The 19,702-nt window shown below is 62.1% G+C and carries 17 protein-coding genes; 12 read left to right on the forward strand and 5 right to left on the reverse strand.

Annotated elements, in window-relative coordinates; translation table 11 throughout:
• Positions 1-53 precede the first annotated feature (53 nt).
• Positions 54-668 carry a GNAT family N-acetyltransferase gene (locus ACQ4WQ_RS21480; RefSeq protein ID WP_436499854.1) on the reverse strand — a complete coding sequence of 205 codons (615 nt, stop codon included), beginning with the start codon at positions 666-668 and terminating at the stop codon, positions 54-56.
• A 118-nt stretch (positions 669-786) separates the two neighbouring features.
• Here ACQ4WQ_RS21480 and ACQ4WQ_RS21485 point away from each other — a divergent pair, with 118 nt between their 5' ends.
• Genes ACQ4WQ_RS21485 through ACQ4WQ_RS21500 form a run of 4 tightly spaced genes read left to right on the forward strand, consistent with a single transcriptional unit; the run spans position 787 to position 3,349 of the window.
• Entirely contained in the window at positions 787-1,857 is a 1,071-nt protein-coding gene (locus ACQ4WQ_RS21485; protein ID WP_436499856.1) for a hypothetical protein, read from the forward strand.
• Positions 1,832-2,311, forward strand: coding sequence for a hypothetical protein (locus tag ACQ4WQ_RS21490; protein ID WP_326456474.1), 480 nt, complete (start codon positions 1,832-1,834; stop codon positions 2,309-2,311). Before ACQ4WQ_RS21485 ends, ACQ4WQ_RS21490 begins: the two co-directional genes overlap by 26 nt.
• A gap of 8 nt (positions 2,312-2,319) precedes the next feature.
• Complete coding sequence (locus tag ACQ4WQ_RS21495) at positions 2,320-2,832, forward strand: hypothetical protein (RefSeq protein ID WP_436499858.1); 513 nt, start codon at positions 2,320-2,322, stop codon at positions 2,830-2,832.
• A 13-nt stretch (positions 2,833-2,845) separates the two neighbouring features.
• Positions 2,846-3,349 carry a hypothetical protein gene (locus ACQ4WQ_RS21500; RefSeq protein WP_436499860.1) on the forward strand — a complete coding sequence of 168 codons (504 nt, stop codon included), beginning with the start codon at positions 2,846-2,848 and terminating at the stop codon, positions 3,347-3,349.
• Positions 3,350-3,381: 32 nt separating this feature from the next.
• On the opposite strand, the gene ACQ4WQ_RS21505 is transcribed toward ACQ4WQ_RS21500, so the two are convergent.
• The 3 genes from ACQ4WQ_RS21505 to ada form a co-directional block, all read right to left on the reverse strand.
• Entirely contained in the window at positions 3,382-5,058 is a 1,677-nt protein-coding gene (locus ACQ4WQ_RS21505; RefSeq protein ID WP_436499862.1) for a mechanosensitive ion channel family protein, read from the reverse strand.
• A gap of 75 nt (positions 5,059-5,133) precedes the next feature.
• Positions 5,134-5,823: a 2OG-Fe(II) oxygenase gene (locus tag ACQ4WQ_RS21510; RefSeq protein ID WP_436499864.1), complete on the reverse strand. Its 690-nt coding sequence runs from the start codon at positions 5,821-5,823 to the stop codon at positions 5,134-5,136.
• Positions 5,820-6,875 (reverse strand): bifunctional DNA-binding transcriptional regulator/O6-methylguanine-DNA methyltransferase Ada, encoded by a 1,056-nt coding sequence (gene ada / locus ACQ4WQ_RS21515; protein ID WP_436499866.1) that lies wholly within the window; start codon positions 6,873-6,875, stop codon positions 5,820-5,822. The genes ACQ4WQ_RS21510 and ada overlap by 4 nt, the downstream gene beginning before the upstream one ends.
• Before the next feature lie 340 nt (positions 6,876-7,215).
• Here ada and hutC point away from each other — a divergent pair, with 340 nt between their 5' ends.
• The 8 genes from hutC (at position 7,216) to ACQ4WQ_RS21555 (ending at position 17,895) form a co-directional block, all read left to right on the forward strand.
• Entirely contained in the window at positions 7,216-7,935 is a 720-nt protein-coding gene (gene hutC / locus ACQ4WQ_RS21520; protein WP_046684347.1) for a histidine utilization transcriptional repressor HutC, read from the forward strand.
• A gap of 450 nt (positions 7,936-8,385) precedes the next feature.
• Complete coding sequence (locus ACQ4WQ_RS21525) at positions 8,386-11,709, forward strand: PAS domain S-box protein (protein WP_436499868.1); 3,324 nt, start codon at positions 8,386-8,388, stop codon at positions 11,707-11,709.
• A 72-nt stretch (positions 11,710-11,781) separates the two neighbouring features.
• On the forward strand, positions 11,782-12,240 hold the full coding sequence (locus tag ACQ4WQ_RS21530; RefSeq protein WP_326456481.1) for a response regulator: 459 nt from the start codon (positions 11,782-11,784) through the stop codon (positions 12,238-12,240).
• A gap of 303 nt (positions 12,241-12,543) precedes the next feature.
• The gene (trxA, locus tag ACQ4WQ_RS21535; protein WP_070224200.1) at positions 12,544-12,870 is read left to right on the forward strand and encodes a thioredoxin TrxA; all 327 of its coding nucleotides are present in this window, start codon (positions 12,544-12,546) and stop codon (positions 12,868-12,870) included.
• 155 nt (positions 12,871-13,025) lie between these two features.
• Positions 13,026-14,288 (forward strand): transcription termination factor Rho, encoded by a 1,263-nt coding sequence (gene rho / locus ACQ4WQ_RS21540; protein ID WP_034746249.1) that lies wholly within the window; start codon positions 13,026-13,028, stop codon positions 14,286-14,288.
• Positions 14,289-14,569: 281 nt separating this feature from the next.
• Positions 14,570-14,839, forward strand: coding sequence for a type B 50S ribosomal protein L31 (locus ACQ4WQ_RS21545; RefSeq protein ID WP_034746247.1), 270 nt, complete (start codon positions 14,570-14,572; stop codon positions 14,837-14,839).
• A 152-nt stretch (positions 14,840-14,991) separates the two neighbouring features.
• A complete protein-coding gene (locus ACQ4WQ_RS21550) occupies positions 14,992-16,716 on the forward strand; it encodes an ArnT family glycosyltransferase (protein WP_436499870.1) in 1,725 nt (574 codons plus the stop codon).
• 198 nt (positions 16,717-16,914) lie between these two features.
• Complete coding sequence (locus ACQ4WQ_RS21555; protein ID WP_436499872.1) at positions 16,915-17,895, forward strand: choice-of-anchor A family protein; 981 nt, start codon at positions 16,915-16,917, stop codon at positions 17,893-17,895.
• A gap of 74 nt (positions 17,896-17,969) precedes the next feature.
• Here ACQ4WQ_RS21555 and ACQ4WQ_RS21560 read toward each other — a convergent pair whose 3' ends face one another.
• The gene (locus ACQ4WQ_RS21560; RefSeq protein ID WP_436499874.1) at positions 17,970-19,649 is read right to left on the reverse strand and encodes an AMP-binding protein; all 1,680 of its coding nucleotides are present in this window, start codon (positions 19,647-19,649) and stop codon (positions 17,970-17,972) included.
• Positions 19,650-19,702 lie beyond the last annotated feature (53 nt).

The following is a 19,702-nucleotide window of genomic DNA, read 5'->3' on the forward strand; positions in this document are numbered from 1 at the left end:
CTTTTAATAAATGAGTGAAAAGACGAGTGTATAGAAATTGGCAAAATGGTCAATCAGGCAGCGTGCGGCGGCCTTACCATCAGCCAGTAATCGCAGCCCGTGACGGCTTCCGCGTAACGCCCCGCCACCACGAAGCCCAGGCGGGCATAAAACGGCAGGCTGCGCTCGTTGTAGGTCTCCAGGAAGCACGCGGCGCCCGCCGCATCGACGGCCGCCAGTCCCGGCGCCAGCACGGACGCGCCCAGCCCCTGCCCCTGCGCGGCGGGAGCGATGCCGGCGATCGACAGATACCACGCGTCTTGCAGACCATGCGGCGCCAGCGCGTGCTCCATGTTCGCGACGATGGCCGTGAAATGCGCGTAGCCGCGCTCCCCCAGCAGCACGCGCAAGGCATCCTCGCGCTGCGCGTAGGCGGCCTGGCGCTGGGCCGCCGGCGTATCCGTCGTCCAGATGGCGGCACCATTGCCCGTCTCATCAGCCAGGTCGACGCGGCCCGCCTGCTCGCCCTCGACCAGCGCCAGCGCGAAGTACGCCTCCAGCATGGCCAGCCGCGCCGCTTCATCCTCGCCGCACGCCACCGTGACGGCGCGGTAAAACGGGTCGCCGATCAGGGCGGCGGCCAGGCTGCGGGCGGTGCGGGAGGATGCGATGTTGGATGGGCTGGACATGGTTCTCTTTCTGTTCATTGAAACGCCCGGCATCTTAACGCAAGCGCGCAGGCCTTGCGCCCGGTCAATACTCGCGTGGCGGTGCTGGCCTACGCTGGCGTTTTATCGCGGAGGTTCCATGGCCAGGCACCATGTCATCAGCACCACCGCGTGCGAGGTGTTCTTCAAGCTCGTGGCCCACCAAAAGAGCAGCCTGGGCGCGCACTTCGACAGCATGATCGTCACCTTCAGCGCCGACGGCCAGCCCGTGCTGGGCACCACCCTGCGCAACGCGACAAGCGGCTGCGAACTGCACCGCCTGGCCGGCCAGCCCGACGAATGCTGGTGCTGCGGCTACGACGAACAGCTGGAATTCGTCTCGCAAAACAAGGTGCCGCTGGCGCACGCCGATTACCGGCTCACCTTGAGCAACGGCGAAACGTGGACGGGGACGACGGATGCGAAGGGACGCACGGGGCGCGTGGCCAGCAAGCGGGAGGCGCAGATCACCCAGGCCGAGTTCCTGCCGCACCCGGATAAATCACCATGCTGCGCCGCCGCGCCAAAACACGCTGCGCCTGCCGTCAAGGTCGTCCAGCTCGATGGCATCAAGACGACCGACAAGGACGTCGGTTCTTCCGTGAAACAGGTCAAAGTGAAGGACAAGGTTCGCCCGCTGACCAGGGGCGAGATCGACATGGCCTGGATGCTGTTCCAGGATGCGATCGACTACGGCAAGGTCAAGGTGCATGGGGAGCCGTATCTATGGTTCGGCTTGCAGCCGAAAGATGTGGCCATGACGCCGGATGGGGAGATTTATTTTCATGAGTCGGAATTTCGAGAAGATTTTTCCATAGCTCAGCCAATAGACAAAAACTGGTTCATGCATGAAATGGTCCATGTCTGGCAGTATCAATTGGGCTATCCGGTTGCATTGCGTGGGGCTATCCGTTTCGGATTGAGTTACACGTATTCTTTAAAGCGAGGAAAAAAACTATCTGACTTCAACATGGAGGCGCAGGGCAACTTACTGGCAGATTATTTCGGGCTAAAGTATTTGAAAACACCAAAAGCCATGAATCAAAAAGAATACCGAAACTCCCTGACTCTCTACGAAGAGGTGATCAATGAATTTATTAAAAATAGAAAAAGCAAGACCAATCTTCCTGGAAATGACATTGATCATGAGCCTCGGTTTGACATACCGTGATGCGTACCCGATGTCCCGCATGGCCGAAGCCGAGATTAGCTCATTCAAAGGCATACCATGCTTTACCATTTCAAAAAAAGAAGAACGCCGCAATGGAACGCCAATGCTGGGCGCACTCATGGTTTACGATATCTCCATAAAGCCGCCTGTAGAAGTCTGGTCCTTCATTCTCCCTGGAGCGACGACCCTTCCCATGCATGCAAAAACCTGCTATTTGTATGGCCAAGTACCGGCAGGAGCCGAATCGACTGCCGTGACGATGCTGAAAACAGACAGGATGTACAGCGTCTTTTTGAATGGCAGGCCGGATGACCCATCTGACTCGACCTACGGCTACAAAGGGAAATTCTGTCTCATCACGACAGCGAACAGCGGCCAACAGGTCATTCCCATCAAGCGCGATATGCGGGCCTGGATAGACGAAATTTGCCCAGCAAACACTTCGGCACAATAAGGTCAATAATGTCCATTTATAACAAGACCCTACCGCTGCTCACCTTGCTGACCTGCATGAGCGCCTCGGCCACTTCCCGCATGGCATACGCGGAAGTACAGCTAAAAAATGGCACTCCCTGTTTCTCTATTTCTGAAAAAGAAGAAGCGCGCAACGGGCTTCCTCGGATTAGTGCAGTCGTACTGACAGATGTATCCGTCAAGCCTGCAGTCAAAGTATGGTCTTTTCTTTTACCGGGCGCAGCGACTATTCCTGTGCATGCCAAGTCCTGCCTTCTGTATGGAGTTGCATCAGCAACAGCAGAGGTCAAGCCACCCAAAGCCCCGCCGCTGAAAACAGGACGCATGTATGACGTCTTCCTGAACGGTGGGCCAGCCGATCCCTCAGATCCTACTCGCGGTTACGTGGGCAAGTTTTGCTTATTCACCGACATCTCCGGGGAGCGCAAGATTCTTCGTATCGACAGCGATAGCCAAGCCTGGATAGATGAAATCTGTCCAGAACAGTCGCTCATCAGATAGTGCGAGGGTCGCCATGCCATATCGTCACACGCTGCTATTCCTGCTTGCCACCCTGACGGCTATCGATGCCTCGGCGTGGTCGCGCATGGGTCCCGCCGCCGTCATCACGGAAGCGGGCCTTCCCTGCTTCCAGATTGCCAATGAAGAGGAAAGATCAAGAGGCCCCGTCAGCCTGAAGATGCTGACGATCAGCACACCTGGGCCGAATGGCTGGAAAAATGTATGGACGGTCATGTTCCCCAATGCCTCGTTTGGCGATCCCACCTATCGTCTGCCAGACAAGGGATGCGTGCGCTACGGCAAGGCTCCCGAGGGGGCCGAGAGCAGCGATGCCGCGCCACTGGTTGCGGGAAAGGTGTATGGCGTATCCTTCCTTGGAAGGCCGCCATCCACATCCGATCCGACTTCGCGCTACTCGGCAGATTTTTGCCTGCTCACAGCCCAAGCCGGGGGATTTCACGTCGTTCAACTGACAAACGGCAAGAATACCTGCGCCCCCGAAGAACTGTCACGATAAGGCATGCAGCATCAGGGAATTGGCCAAAACACTCAAGGTTTGGGCGGAACCACTTCAATCGACGCCTCCCCCCGCTTCGCCGGCGCCCTGAACCATTCACCGGGCGGCACCACGTGCGATTCTTTCGGGTCGTCGATGTAGTGCGGCGAAGTGATCTGCACGTCGAATTCGTTGAAGACGTCGATGATGTTCTGGTGCAAGCGGTTCAGCACTTCGGCGCGCTGACGGGGGACTTCGGCGCTGGCGTAGGCGACGAGGCGGTATTGCACGTAGTAATCCTGCAGGGCCAGCTGCATCACGTACGGTTTCGGCGTGGTCGACAGTTCCTTCGTGCGCGACGCGGCCAGTTCCAGCATGGCGTGCACCTGCCGCCACGGCGTGGCGTAGCCGATGGTGACCGTGGAGTCGAGCACGAAGCCGCCGCCCGGCTGGGCGCGCGAATAGTTCTTCGTCGTTTGCGACATCACCCAGGCGTTCGGCAAGGCGACTTCTTCGCCCAGGCCCGTGCGCAGGCGTGTCTCGAACATGCCCAACTCGACCACCGTGCCTTCGCTGTCGCCCACGCGCACATATTCTCCCTTGCGCAGGGCGCGCGTGTACATGAGGATCAGGCCGCTGGCGCCCTGGCCCACGATGCTCGACGCACCGATCGACACCATCAGACCGACCAGCACGGACAGGCCCTGGAAGGCGGCCGTATGCGAGCCGGGCAGATACGGATACGCCATGGCCAGCGCGAACAGCCAGATCACCACGCTGGCGATGCGGCGCGTGGGCAGGGCCGTGTCCTTGTCGAGCCAGCCGATCTGCAATTCGCCGCTTTCCACGCGCTTGAACAGCGAGGCGGCCGTGGCGGCGATCAGGCGCGCGATGGCGAAGATCACGCAGACCAGCACCAGCCCCGGCAAGGCGCCGATGATGGCGTGGAAGACGTCGGCGGCCACGTCGAACAGGTAGCCGCTCAGGCTTTCGCCCCAGGAACGCGTGTAGGGCAGGCGGCCCAGCACGAAGGCGGCCCACAGATAGGTGGCCATCAGGCGCAAGCCCCACAGCACGGCGCTGAGCAGTTGATACGCAAAGGCGATGTAGTGTTCGGCGTCGAGCACGCGCACATTCTTCAGGCGCACGTCCCGCAGGCGCGAGGCCAGCAGGATGCCGCTGCGGCGCTTGGCCCAGCGGTACAAGCGCGTCAAGCCCATCCACACGAGCCAGAACACGAGGGTGGCGGCCGCGCACACGGCGGCGGCGATCGACAGGTAGCGCCAGCTGCTCTGCTCGCGATAGTCGAGCACGGCCTTGCTCAACTCGCCGGCCGCCGTTTTCGCCACGCTTTCCGTCGTGTCGCCGGCCAGCTGGTTGACGTCGCCAGGCACGACGACGAACAGTTGCACGCCGTCGAGCAACACTTGCGTGCCTTCGGGAATCATGCGCGTGCTCGGCTGCAGCGGACCGTTTTTCGCCAGCACGCCTTCCAGGCGGCGCTGCGCGCCGATGGCTCGTTCATCGGGCGGATAGCCGGCCAGCGCGGCGCGGAAGACGAATACCTTGCGGTTGGCAAACATCAGCGGCGCCGTCTTGACGGCTGCGGCCTGCGACGGCGCGATGGCGGTCGCGGCTTCCGCAACGAGCGAGGATACGCCCTCGTCCGCGTGGGCTGCGGGCAGCAGGAAGATCGTCAACAGGTACAGCAAGCGGAGCAACGCGGACATGGCAGAAATGAAAGAGTGACAAGGAGTAGCCATCATGCCATGTAATTGCGGAAACTCAAGCGCCGCACCTACCGTTCAGCTCGCATCATGGAAAATGATGCCCAGGGTATGGCGCAAGCCCGAACGCAAGCGCGACACGCCATGGCGCATGTTGACGCGGTAACTGCCGCGCGTGCCGTTGACGGGGCGCTGCGCCACGGGAAAGATGACGGCGTCGCCCTGCGCCAGCGGCACGACCTCCAGGCGCGACTGCATGCGCGGACGCTGCTCCGTGAGCACGAACTCGCCGCCCGTGAAATCGTCTTGCGGGCGCGACAGCAGCACGGCCAGTTGCAGCGGAAACACGTGCTCGCCATACAGGTCCTGGTGCAGGCAGTTGTAATCGCCGTCGCGGTAGCGCAAGAGCAAGGGCGTGGGCCGCGTCTGCCCCGCCGCATGGCAGCGCGCGAGGAAATCGGCGTGGCTGGACGGAAAGCGCGTTTCCAGGCCCATGCTGGCGTGCCAGAGGTTGGCGATCGCCGCCAGCGGCCCGTACAACTGTTCGCGCAAGGCAGCCACCACGTCCGGCAGCGGATGCGCCCAATACTGGTATTCGCCCTGTCCAAAACCGTGGCGCTGCATCACCACCTTGCTGCGAAAGCGCGATGCATCGTCATACTGCGCCGCCAGCGCCCCGCACTGCGCGGGATTAAGCAAGCCCGGCACGACGGCGCAGCCATATTGATTCAGCTCATCCTCGATCTGGCGCCAGTCCAGCGCCCTCACCGCTCGCCCTCGCGTTCGAGCAGCGCCTGCTTGCGCTCTACGCCCCAGCGGTAGCCGGACAGCGCGCCATCGTTGCGCACGACCCGGTGGCAGGGGATGGCGACGGCCAGCGCGTTCGCGGCGCAGGCACCCGCCACGGCGCGCGCGCCTTGCGGGGCGCCGATGCGCCGCGCCAGCTCCGCATAGCTGACCGTGCTGCCGGCGGGAATCTCGCGCAAGGCTTGCCACACGCGCTGCTGGAACACGGTGCCGCGCACGTCGAGCGGCAAGTCCAGGCCCAGACCCGGCGCCTCGACCAGGCCCACCACCTGCGCCACCGTCTGTTCATAATCAGGCTCGGCGCCGCGCAGCTCGGCCTGCGGAAAGCGGTCCTGCAAGTCGCGCAGCAGCACTTCCGGGTCGTCGTCGATCAGAATCGCGCAGATGCCCTTGTCCGTGCTGGCCACGAGGATGGCGCCCAGCGAGCAGGCGCCGATGGCAAAGCGGATCACGGCGCCGCTGCCGCCGGCACGGAATGCGCCCGGCGTCATGCCCAGCAAGCCCGGCGTGGCGGCGTACAGGCGGCCGCTGGAATTGAAACCGGCCGCATACAAGGTCTCGGTGACGTTCGCCGCGCCCTGCAAGCCGGCCTTCAGGCGCTCGCCGCGCCGCGCCGCCGCGTAGGCTTTCGGCGTGATGCCCGTATGCGCCTTGAAGACGCGGTGGAAGTGAAAGCGGCTCATGCCGGCCGCCTGCGCCAGCGCATCCAGGTCGGGCAGCTCGTCGCTGGCGTCGATCAGCCGGCAGATGTCGGCCACGATGGCCGCCTGGCGCTGGGCCAGCGGCGGCAAGTTGGGTTTGCAGCGCAGGCAGGGGCGAAAGCCGGCCGCCTCCGCGTCCTCGCAGCTGGCGTGGAAAGCCACGTTGCGGCGCAAGGCGGGGCGCGCGGCGCAGGAAGGCCGGCAATACACGCCCGTCGTGCGCACCGAGTAATAAAAGACGCCGTCGGCATCGGGCGCGCGCCGCTGCAGGGCATCCCAGCGTTCATCGTCAGTCAGGTAAGCGTGTTCCATGGCGAACTCCGTGCAGGTCAATAGTAAGAGCCTATCCCAGTAGATGAATACATCCCCTGCTGGCGCCCCTCAGAAGCGGGGACGGCGTTGCTCGTCGTCGCGTGGCTCGCCACGCGTCCTCCTCACGCCTTGTCCGCGCTCCTGATGAACTGCCAGCAGAAGACGCTCCCTACTGGGATAGGCTCCAAGTCACCAGCATAACCAGCGCCCATGCGCGCCACACTCCGGCGCTTGCTTTTGAATTCAAAAAGGCTGGCGGCGCCTGCCTTGCTCGGTGCTAAAATCGGCCATCGCGCCTCCAGCCGGCGGCGCGTCCAGCCCGCGCCCCGGAGAAACCGCATTGGACGACCACAATACCCAGGAAAATACGCCCATTTTCCAGCGCATCAAGGATTTTCTGCTGGCCGGCATTGCCGCCGGCCGCTGGAAGGAAGGCGACGTGATTCCGTCCGAGCAAGCCCTGGTGAAACAGTTCGGCGTCTCGCGCATGACGGTCAACCGCGCCGTGCGCGAACTGACGAGCGAGCAGGTGCTGACGCGGCGCCAGGGATCGGGCACCTATGTGGCGCAACAAAAATACCAGGCGACCCTGTTGGAAATCAAGAGTATCGCCGATGAAGTGCGCGCGCGCGGGCATATCCACCGCAGCAGCCTGCAATTGCTGGAGCGTACCAAGGCCTCGGATTTGCTGGCCAAGCAATTCGGCCTGCCGCCGGAACATCCGCTGTTTCATTCGCTGATCGTGCATTTTGAAAACGGCGTGCCGATCCAGGTGGAAGACCGCTGGGTCAACCCCGAGTGCGCGCCCGACTACATGACGCAGGATTTTTCCAGCATCACGCCGAACGAATACCTGATGGCCGCCGCGCCCCTGCAAGGCGCCACCTACAGCATCGAAGCGCTGTCGGCGCCGCGCGACATCGCCGAAATGCTGGCCATCGACACGAAACAGGCATGCCTGGTGCTGCGCCGCCAGACGCGCTCGGGCGGCAAGATCGCCTCGATCGCCACCATGTGGCACCCCGGACACCGCTATCAGTTCGCGGGAAGTTTCACCTGAGAACACCTGAAAAACCTACTGCGCGTCGCGCTTTGCGGCCTGTGATACTCACCGTGCTCAAGCACGGTTGCGCTTCTCGGCCACAAATCACTGCCGCTCGCTACGGTTTTATCAGGCGTCTTCCGAGCAGATGGTTCAATAACACGATTTTGCGTTAAATTTCTCTCAGATTCTCACCAAATCGCGAAAAAAACAGCCATTCCGGGGCAAAAAAAATCCCGTTCTGGCTGTTTCAGAACTTAACTACTCCGAGCAAATATTCGATGCTATAGTTGCCGCCAGAAAGCGCCGCAGGCGTTTATTTGAGCGCGCATCATGCACTGCCAGCCCAGTCCAATCAAGCCCCAGAAAGGGATGCATTTGTCGTATTGCAGCCACACGAGTTTCAGCGCACCACGCCGACGGCGCCCTGCGCTGCGCCGGCTCGCTCGTACGATGCTGGCGGCAGGCATGGCAGTGTCCCTGCCGGTGCAGGCGGCGGTACACGGCATGGCGCCAACACTGCTATGGCCTTACGCGGCCGCCAGCGCCACCGCCCTGGCGGGAGTGGCTTGCTGGCAAGCCTGGCGGCTGCGGCAGCAGTTGCGCCGCCTGCTGCTGCCCGCGCATGCCCTGGCCGAACAGGATGCCGGGCAAGCCTTGCGCGGCGCGGCCATGGCTGGCTGGACCTGGCGGCGACAATCCGACCGGCTGCAGTTCGCCCCCCAGTATCAGGACGTGCTGGGCGACAAGGGCGCCAGGCTCGATCATGCACTGGCCGACTGGCTGGCCGAGGTGCACCGGGATGACCGCGCGCGCCTGAGTCTTGCCTTTCGCCAGCATCTGGAGGGTCAGGCACCCGGCACCTTCAATTGCGAATTCCGTTTGCGCCACAGCGACGGCCACTGGCGCTGGCTGCTGGCGCGCGGCGCCGTGCTGACACGTGCCTCGGATGGCGCCGCCACGCAGGCCAGCGGCATCATCTGCGATATCAGCGAGCGCAAGCAGGACGAGCAATCGCGCATGCGCTCGATGCTGGAAGCGGCGCCCGAAGCCATGCTGGTGGCCGACGTCGAGGGCAAGGTGCATTACGCCAACCAGATCGGCGCGCGCTGCTTCGGTTATCCGCTGGCCGAATTGACGGGTATGTCGCTGGAGCAATTGGTACCGGAAAGCACGGCCAGCCAGTCCGTGGGCGATCCGCAAGCGCGGCACAGCCTGCCAGGCCGGGTGATGATGGCGCGCCGCCGCGACGGCACGCATTTCCCTGCCAAGGTCAGCCTGTCGCCGCTGCGCATGGCCGGGCAATTGTTTTCCATCGTCTCGCTGCGCGACATGACGCAGCGGCAACGCGCCGAGGAAGCCCTGCACGCCAGCTCGGAACGCTACCGCCTGATCGTGCAGACGGCCGCCGAAGGCATCTGGATGACGGATGCGGACGGCAAGACCACCTTCGTCAACCCGAAGATGGCGCACATGCTGGGCTACACGGTGCAGGAAATGCTGGGCCGGCCCCTGCTCGACTTCATGGACCGCGACAGCCAGCTGCTGATGCAGCGCCGCCTGGCCAGCCACGGCAGTGCCGCCAGCCAGCCGGACCAGGTCGATTTCCGCTTCTTCCGCAAGGATCAGTCCAGCCTGTGGGGCTTGCTGTCGAGCACCAGCATCCAGTCGGACAATGGCGAGCCGGGCGGCACCCTGGCGATGATCACCGACATCACGGAACGGCGCCAGGCGTCGATCGCCCTGTCGAACTCGAGCCAGCGCATGGCGTCCGTCTTCGGCGCGGTGACGAACGGCCTGGTCGTGCAGGACAGCCACGGCCACATTTTGGAAAGCAATGCGGCAGCCGAGCGCATGCTGGCGGCCAGTCCGGCAGGCAACAGCCTGTGGCAAGCCATCCGCGAAGACGGCTCCGCCTTCGACCAGCGCAGCCATCCCGTGCACATCACCCTGTCGACGGGCGAGGCCATGCGCGACGTGCTGATGGGCGTGCAGCAACCCGACGGCAGCCTGTCGTGGCTATCCGTGAATACCGAGGCCATCCGCGATGAATACGGCAAGGTGGGCATGGTGGTGGCCAGCCTGACGGACATCACGTATCACAAGCGCAGCGAGAGCGCCTTGCGCGAACTCAATGAACACTTGGAAGAGCGCGTGGCGCAGCGCACGGAGCAGCTGGACCAGGCCAAGCAGGTGGCCGAAGAAGCGAGCCTGGCGAAGGGACAATTCCTGGCCAACATGAGCCATGAAATCCGCACGCCCATGAATGGCGTGATCGGCATGGCGTATCTGGCCCTGAAAACGGACCTGGAACCGCGCCAGCGCGATTATCTGGAAAAAATCCGTTTTGCCGGCGAACACTTGCTGGGCATCATCGACGATATCCTCGACATCTCGAAGATCGAGGCGGGCAAGCTGGAAATCGAGCGCGTCAACTTCAGTTTCGACCACGTGGTGCAAACGCTGATGACGGTGGTGGCGCCGCGCGCCGCCAGCAAGAACCTGGAACTGCTGTTTGAAATCGATCCGCAATTGCCGGCCGTACTCGTGGGCGACCCGCTGCGCCTGGGGCAAGTGCTGATCAACTACGCCAATAACGCCATCAAGTTCAGCGAACAGGGCAGCATTACCGTGAAAGTGCGCAAGGTGGTGGCGGACGCGAAGCACTGCCTGGTGCGCTTCGAAGTGTGCGACCACGGCATCGGCCTGTCGCAGGATGAAATGAGCAAGCTGTTCCAGTCCTTCCAGCAGGCCGACACGTCCACCACGCGCGAATATGGCGGCACGGGCCTGGGCCTGGCCATCTGCAAGCAGCTGGCCCAGCTGATGGGCGGCGACGTGGGCGTCGACAGCCGTCCCGGCGCCGGCAGCACCTTCTGGTTCACGGCCAACCTGGGCATTTCCGACCAGGCGGCGCCCGCCATGCTCGACAGCATGGTGCAGACGGCGGCCGCCATGCGCGCCAGCGCCGACGCGGCCCTGGTGATGCGCACGCTCAAGCATGCGCGCATCCTGCTGGTGGAAGACAACACATTTAATCAACAGGTGGCGCTGGAATTGCTGGAGGAAGCGGGCGCCTCCGTCTGCCTGGCCAACAATGGCGAGGAAGCGCTCGACCTGCTGCGCCAGACGCAGTTCGACTGCGTGCTGATGGACGTGCAGATGCCGCTGATGGATGGCTTGCAGGCGACGCGCCACATCCGCGCCGACCCGCAGCTGGCGCACCTGCGCGTGCTGGCCATGACGGCCACGGCCACCAGCGAAGACCGCGTGCGCTGCCTGGATGCGGGCATGGACGATTTCATTTCCAAGCCCATCCAGCCGGCCATGATGTACCAGACCATCGCCAGCTGGCTGCCGGCGCGCGAGACGCCGCCGCCACCGGCGCGCAACCGCGCCGCGCCCGCCTTCAAGACCACGCTGGCGGGCGACCCGCAGGTGATCGACCTGTCGATCCTGGCCAAGTTGCTGGGCTACAACCCGGAAAAGGTGCGTAAATTCGCCTTCAAGTTCCTGCAGACGACGCAGGATGGCTTTGGCGACATCGATGCGGCCCTGGCGCGCGGCGACGTGCACCAGGTGCGGGAACTGGGACACCGCATCAAGTCGTCGGCGCGCACCGTCGGGGCCCTGGGGCTGGCCGAGCTGTGCCACAACCTGGAAACCCTGGCGCCGGGCGAAGCGGCCGACGAGGCGGAGCGGGCCCGGCACATCGTCGCGCGCCTGTGGCCCCTGCTGGAACAGATTACCGAACAAATCATGAATAACACCAGCTTTGCCAATGACGATTAGCTACCGCCAAATTCCTTTGAGGCAAGGTATCGGCATCGACAGCGATGCGCATATCAATAGAAAGACAGGACGATGACTACTGTATCAAACCAAGCAAGCCGGGAACACAGCGAAGCAGGCCTGGCGCCATTGCGCGTACTGCTGCTGGACGACGACGTGTTCATGCTCGACGTGCTCAGCGACATGCTCGAGCAGATGGGCCCGTTCGACATCCGCTGCGAATCGCACAGCGAACAGGCGCTGGCCACCCTGAAGCAGCACCAGCCCGACCTGCTGATCTGCGACCTGTCCATGCCCGACATCGACGGCATCGAATTCTTGCGCATGGCGGCTGAAAACGGCTTCCGCGGCGGCGTGGTCCTGCTGTCGGGCCTGCATTCGGCCGTGCGCCTGGCGGCCGAACGCCTGGCCATGGCCAACGGCCTGCATATATTAGGCACCTTCCGCAAGCCGATGGAAAGCGCGGAATTGCAGCTCATGGTGAACTTGCAGCTGCAGCACACGGCGCGTCTGGCCAGCGCGCAAGCCTGATCGCGGAGTCAGGCCGGGAGGGCGGACACGGCGCCGCAGGCCAGCAGGCATGCGGCTTTGCCGCCCTGGCGGCAGGCGCAGGGGCGATATGCCTCAAGTTTTTCTGCAATAATCGCCACGCTTTGAAAAAATGGGTTATTATTTCAGCCATCCCCGCCTGCATACCTCTGGTCGCACCTTCCAAGAACATTGAATTTGTGCCCATTGCCCCCATCTTCTCACTGCATTCCAGGAAGCATGGATGGCGAACCAGCGTATGGTTAATTCCAGGCATTATTGATCCCACCCTCATTTGAGGAAAATATGAGCGAAAATATCAAACACATTAGCGATGCATCTTTTGAAGCAGACGTCCTGAAATCCGAGTTGCCAGTACTGGTCGACTTCTGGGCAGAATGGTGCGGTCCCTGCAAGGCCATCGCCCCGATCCTGGAAGAAGTGGCCAAGGAATACGCCGGCCGCATCGTGATCGCCAAGATGGACGTGGACGCCAACCAGGCAGTGCCTGCCAAGTTCGGCATCCGCGGCATCCCGACCCTGATCCTGTTCAAGGATGGTGCTGCAGCTGCTCAAAAAGTGGGCGCCATGGCCAAGGGCCAGTTGACCGCTTTCGTCGACAGCAACATTTAATGTATGATGGGCAGCGCTGCGCCCGCAGCGCCGCCTGACTGGATAGACCGGGAAGCGGCTTTGCCTCATTCGTGCACAGCCTTCCCCAATAATTAATCAACGCCACGCAGTCCCCTCCCCTACCTTTACATCCCGTCTCGGGACACTCAACACATATGCATTTATCCGAACTAAAGGCCCTACACGTATCCGCCCTGCTTGAGATGGCGATCGGTCTTGACATTGACAACGCAGCCCGCTTGCGCAAACAGGAGCTGATGTTCGCTATCCTGAAAAAACGCGCCAAGTCCGGCGAACAGATTTTTGGCGACGGCGCCCTGGAAGTGCTGCCTGACGGCTTCGGCTTCCTGCGCTCGCCTGACGCCAGCTACATGGCGTCCACCGACGACATTTACATCTCCCCTTCGCAAATCCGCCGCTTCAATCTGCACACCGGCGATTCGATCGAAGGCGAGGTACGGACCCCGAAAGATGGCGAACGCTATTTCGCACTGGTCAAAGTCGACAAGGTCAACGGCGAATCGCCGGAGATGTCGAAACACCGCATCCTGTTTGAAAACCTGACGCCGCTGCACCCGAACGAGCCGCTGCGCCTGGAACGTGAAATGAATGGCCAGGAAAACATCACCGGCCGCATCATCGACCTGATCGCCCCGATCGGCAAAGGCCAGCGCGGCTTGCTGGTGGCGTCGCCGAAATCCGGCAAATCCGTGATCCTGCAGCACATCGCGCATGCGATCACGGCAAATCACCCGGACATCACCCTGATCGTGCTGCTGATCGACGAACGTCCGGAAGAAGTGACCGAAATGCAACGCTCCGTGCGCGGCGAAGTGGTCGCCTCGACCTTCGACGAGCCGGCCACGCGCCACGTGCAAGTGGCCGAGATGGTGCTGGAAAAAGCCAAGCGCCTGGTCGAAATGAAAAAAGACGTGGTCATCCTGCTCGACTCGATCACCCGTCTGGCGCGCGCCTACAACACCGTCATCCCTGCCTCGGGCAAGGTCCTGACCGGCGGTGTCGACGCGAACGCGCTGCAACGTCCAAAACGCTTCTTCGGCGCCGCGCGCAATATCGAAGAAGGCGGCTCGCTGACCATCATCGCCACGGCGCTGATCGAAACGGGTTCGCGCATGGATGACGTGATCTTTGAAGAATTCAAGGGTACCGGCAACATGGAAGTACATCTGGAACGCCGTTTGGCCGAAAAACGCGTCTACCCGGCCATCAACCTGAACAAATCGGGTACCCGCCGCGAAGAATTGCTGATCAAGCCGAACGAGCTGCAAAAAATCTGGATCCTGCGCAAGTTGCTGTACTCGATGGACGAGATCGAGGCGATGGAGTTCATTCTCGACAAGATGAAGGCGACCAAAAACAACGCCGAATTCTTCGACATGATGCGCCGGGGGGGGTAAACCTACTGCGCGTCCCGCTCTACGGCCTGTGTTGCTCGCTGTACCTTCGTACAGCTGCGCTACTCGGCCGTATATCGGGCCTGCTCGCTACGGTTTCCCGCTCCCCGGTGCCGGATCGTAGTGCAAGCCGCTTTTGAGCGGCTTTTTTATTGCCTGCGGCCCCAAAGCGCTATATAATCGACGGTTGCATTATTTTAAACCCTGGCAAGTGATCGGCAATCGGGTCAAGAAGCAGGACGACCGACGAAGTGCTGTTTGGCTACCAAACTAGAGAGAAGACCATGAAAGTCGATACCCATCCAGAATACCGCGAAGTTGTTTTCCACGATCTGTCGTGCGATTTCAAATTCGTTACCCGCTCGACCATCCAAACTCGCGAAAAAATCACCCACGACGGTAAAGAATACCCACTGGTGAAGATCGAGGTTTCGGCTGAATCGCACCCATTCTTCACGGGCAAGCACAAAATCGTCGATACCGCCGGTCGCGTCGAGAAGTTCCGTCAGAAGTTCGGTTCGGTTGGTTCGAAAACCGCAGTCGCAGCAGGCTGATTTTTGCCGCTTTGCGGCAAAACAGGGCAGCTTCGGCTGCCAGAGAAAAGGCAGCCACGGCTGCCTTTTTTGTCTTTGGCCGCTTTACTTTATACTCGCGCATACCCGACGCCATTCGTCGCGTCTTGCCACTATTCTGATACCGATTATCGATGAAGCCAGTCCGCCTTCCCGCCGCTGCCACACTCGCGCTGCCACGATGGGCCTTGTTTGCGCTCGGCCTGCTGTACATCCTGCCTGGCCTGATCGGCCGCGAACCGTGGAAGAACGATGATGCCGCCAGTTTCGGCATCATGTGGACCATGGCGCATGGCGGCCTGAACGACTGGCTGTGGCCCAACATCGCCGGCCTGTCGCTGCCCGACGAAGGCCCGCTGGCCTTCTGGCTGGGCGCCATCTTCATCAAACTGTTCGGCTGGATCGACGGCGACGTCTTCGGCGCGCGCATGTCGACCATCGGCATCTTCGTCGTCAGCACCCTGTCCGTCTGGTACACCGCCTTCAACCTGGGCCGCCGCAACGACGCCCAGCCGCTGCGCCTGGCCTTCGGCGGCCAGCCCGAGCCGGACGACTTCGGCCGCACCCTGGCCGATGCCGCCGTGCTCATCTACCTGGGCTGCCTGGGCCTGCTGCAGCACAGCCACGACATCACGGCCGAAGCGCTGTACGTGTCATTGATGGCGTATTTGCTGTACCGCGCCGTGCGCTACATGGAAGGCCCGTCCGTGCGCAATGCGGCCCTGCTGGGCCTGGCGCTGGGCGGCCTGACCCTCGCGCGCGGCTGGATCACGCCGGCGGCGCTGAGCATCGCCCTGCTGCTGTGCACCGTCTTCCTGCGCCTGCCATTGCTGCGCAGCGTGCGCCACCTGGCGCTGGCCATCCTGATCGGCATCGCGCTGACCCTGGTGTGGCTGCTGCCGGGCGAATGGCTGCAACCGTACGGCCATTCGCCGCTGCAAGCATGGATGGAATGGAATTGCCGCCAGTTCAGCGCCCCCAGCCTGAAAAGCCTGCAGTATTTCTGGCGTGTCGGCATCTGGTTCTTCTGGCCCGCCTGGCCGTTCGCCGCCTGGGCCGTGTATGCCTGGCGCCGCCAGCACCACGTGCTGCACATCGTCGTGCCGCTGACCTTTGTCGCCATGCTGGCCATCCTGGGCCTGTGCCATCCCGATCCCGACCCGAGCCAGCTGCTGCCGCTGCTGCCGCCGCTGGCCGTGATGGCCGCATTCGGCCTGCTGACCATGAAACGGGGCGCCATCAACGCCATCGACTGGTTCTCCGTGATGGTGCTGACCATCTGCGCCCTCGCGCTGTGGCTGTTCTGGTTCGCCATCCTGACCGGCTGGCCGCCGAAACTGTCGCATAACGCCCTGAAACTCATGCCCGGCTTCAAGCCCGAGCTGGACTTGCTCGCCTTCTTCGTCGCCGCCTGCGCCAGCGCGGGCTGGGTGGCACTGGTGCACTGGCGCATCTCGCGCCAGCCGGCCGTGCTGTGGCGCGCCGTGGTACTGTCGTCCGGCGGCCTGATCCTGATCTGGGTGCTGATCATGACCCTGTTCCTGCCGCCGCTGAACTACAGCAAGAGCTACGCCAGCGTGGCGCATCAGATTTCCGTCCACCTGCCGCCGGGCACTACCTGTATCAACAGCAACGTCGGTGCCGCCCAGCGCGCCTCGTTCGCCTACTACGGCCACCTGCCGTTTGCCACGGTGGGGCAGCAGCAATGCGATGTATTCTTGTTGCAAGACAGCATCAAAGTTCCCGACAGCAAGGAAAAGCTGCCGGAACACCACGGTGCGGACTGGATCAAGCTGTGGGAAGGACGCCGCCCCACGGATGACGTGGAACGCTTCCGCCTGTACCAGCGCGTCAGGTAAGCAGCAAAAAACCGGGCCAGCCCCGGTTTTTTTACGTCCGCCAGACAATCATTACTGTCAGGAAAAGTGTTGCCTTAAAATATAGTGAATTACCTAAATTGAACTAACATTGCTTTTTAGATTATAATAGCGGACTGCGCGATGGCGGTGTCTTGCTTTCCCGCCCGAATCGTCCCCCAATTCACCATGAGATTGTCCATGAAATTATTTGCTACACGCACCTTGCCGCTCATCAGCGCCGCCCTGTTCGCCTTCTCCTTCAGCGCTTCCGCGCAAGCGACCGTGGTCGACCTCGGCGTTGCCAATGGCTATTCGGCCTTTATCTTCGGCAACATCGGCAGCAGCGGCTCCAGCGGCTTTACCAGCGTCGGCGGCAGCATTGCCGCTGGCGGCAATATCTATCTGGACAACTACAACGTCGGCACGAATAAAAAGCCAGGCAGCGCCGTCAATTCGGTCGTTGCGGGCGGCAACCTGAACACTGGCTGGGGCACGCTCAGCGGTTCGGCCGTGTACGGCGTCAGCAACCCCAACGCCACCCTGACGGCGCCACAATGGTTCCCAACGAACAACATCAGCAAAGGCAATGCGTCCACCCTGGACTTCGCGGGCGCCAAGCAGCAGTTGACGACCCTGTCGGGCGACGTGGCCAAGCTGCAATCGAACGGTACCGTGATTTCGCAGTACGGCAACATGACCCTGGTCGGCAATGTCAACGCCGACGTGAATATTTTCAACATCGATGCGTCGAACCTGCATAACCTGACCCTGGACCTGTCCTCGCTGAAAAGCACGGCCAGCATCATCATCAACGGCACGGCCACCAACATCACCATGAGCGGCGGCTTCGACAATTTCGCCAGTTTCGCCAACCGCACGCTGTTCAACTTCGCCAACGCCACCACCACCAGCCTGCAGAACGTCGGCATCAACGGCAGCATCCTGGCGCCGCACAGCGCGTTCTCGGGTTCGGGCGACATGAACGGCACCCTGATCGCCAATTCGGTCAGCTCGATCAATTATGGCCATGTCGCGATGAACGGTTCCGGCTTCAACACGGTCAACGTGTCGGCCGTACCTGAGCCAGGCACCTACGCCATGCTGCTGGCCGGCCTGGGCTTGCTGGCCTTTATGCGCCGCCGCACGCCAGCGCGCGCACCGCAAGCCGCGATGGCCTAAGCTTTACGCTGATCAATAAAAAAACACCGGGCCGCGCAAGCGTCCCGGTGTTTTTTTATGGGCTGGCGAAAAACTTATTCCGTACTCAAGCCCAGATCCGTCGCCACCTGCTGGCGCAATACATATTTCTGGATCTTGCCCGTCACCGTCATGGGAAATTCCTCGACGAAGCGCACATAGCGGGGAATCTTGTAATAGGCGATCTGCCCGTCGCAAAAGGCGCGGATGTCCTCGCTGGTGGCCTGCGTGCCCGGGCGCAGGATGATGCAGGCGCACAGTTCTTCGCCATACTTGGCGTCCGGCACGCCCACGCATTGCACGTCGAGCACGCTCGGGTGACGGTACAGGAATTCCTCGACTTCGCGCGGGTAGATGTTTTCGCCGCCGCGTATCACCATGTCCTTCGAACGGCCGACGATGCTGCAAAAGCCGTTGTCGTCGATGACGGCCAGGTCGCCCGTGTGCATCCAGCGCGCCGTATCGATGGCCTCCGCTGTTTTTTCCGGGTCGCCCCAGTAGCCCTGCATCACGGAATAGCCGCGCGTGAGCAATTCGCCCTTTTCGCCGCGCGGCACGATCCGCCCTTCCGCATCGATGATTTTCACTTCCAGATGCGGGTGGACCCGGCCGATGGACGAGACGCGCATCTCGCGCGGATCTTCGATCGACGTCTGGAAGCTGACGGGCGACGTTTCCGTCATGCCATACGCAATCGTGATTTCCGCCATGTGCATCAATTCGATAACCCTCGTCATGACTTCCATCGGACACGGCGAGCCGGCCATGATGCCGGTGCGCAAATTCGACAAATCGTATTGTTTAAAGTCAGGATGATCGAGGATGGCGATGAACATGGTCGGCACGCCATGCAATCCCGTGCAGCGCTCGGCCTGCACCGTTTCCAGCACGGCTTTCGGGTCGAAGCCTTCGCCGGGAAACACCATGGCCGCGCCATGCGTGACGCAGGCCAGGTTGCCCAGCACCATGCCGAAACAGTGGTACAGGGGCACGGGGATGCACAAGCGGTCCCGTTCCGTCAGGCGCATGGCTTCGCCGATGAAAAAGCCATTGTTCAGGATATTGTGGTGCGTCAAGGTGGCGCCCTTCGGCGCGCCCGTGGTGCCGGACGTGAACTGAATGTTGACGGCGTCGTCAAACTGCAAGGTGGCGCTGACTTCTTCCAGGCGCGCCAGGTCGGCGTGCGTGATGCCTTCCATCACCGCGTCGAAATTGTGCATGCCCGGGGTGGCGGCCGCGCCCAGGCGGATGACGTGACGCAATTGCGGCAGGCGCGGCGACTGCAGGGCGCCGGCGCGCGAACGGGCGATGTCCGGCACCACGTCCTGCACGATGGCCAGGTAATCGCTGGACTTGAAGCTGGGCGACAGGATCAGCGCGCTGCACTGCACCTTGTCGAGCACGTATTCGAGTTCCGAGCGGCGGTAGGCGGGATTGATGTTGACCATGATCAAACCGGCTTTTGCCGTGGCAAACTGGGTCAGCACCCATTCCGCGCAGTTTTGCGACCAGATGCCGACCCGGTCGCCCGGCTGCAAGCCCAGCTTCAGCAGGCCGGCGGCCAGCTTGTGCACGCGCTGCTGGAATTCCAGATACGTCCAGCGCACGTTCTGGTGCGCCACGATCAGGGCATCGTGCTGGCCGTAGCGCTCGGCGATGCCGTCCAGGTAGGCGCCTATCGTTTCGCCGATCAACGGCGTCTCGTGGGCGCCGTGTACATAACTCATTGCTTGCATGCTGTCTCCAGGGTGTGTGGCGCGGCGCGCTCTTGTTATCGTCTTCGATGCTG

The sequence above is a fragment of the Janthinobacterium goodfellowi genome (assembly GCF_051380695.1).
GTDB lineage: Bacteria > Pseudomonadota > Gammaproteobacteria > Burkholderiales > Burkholderiaceae_D > Janthinobacterium.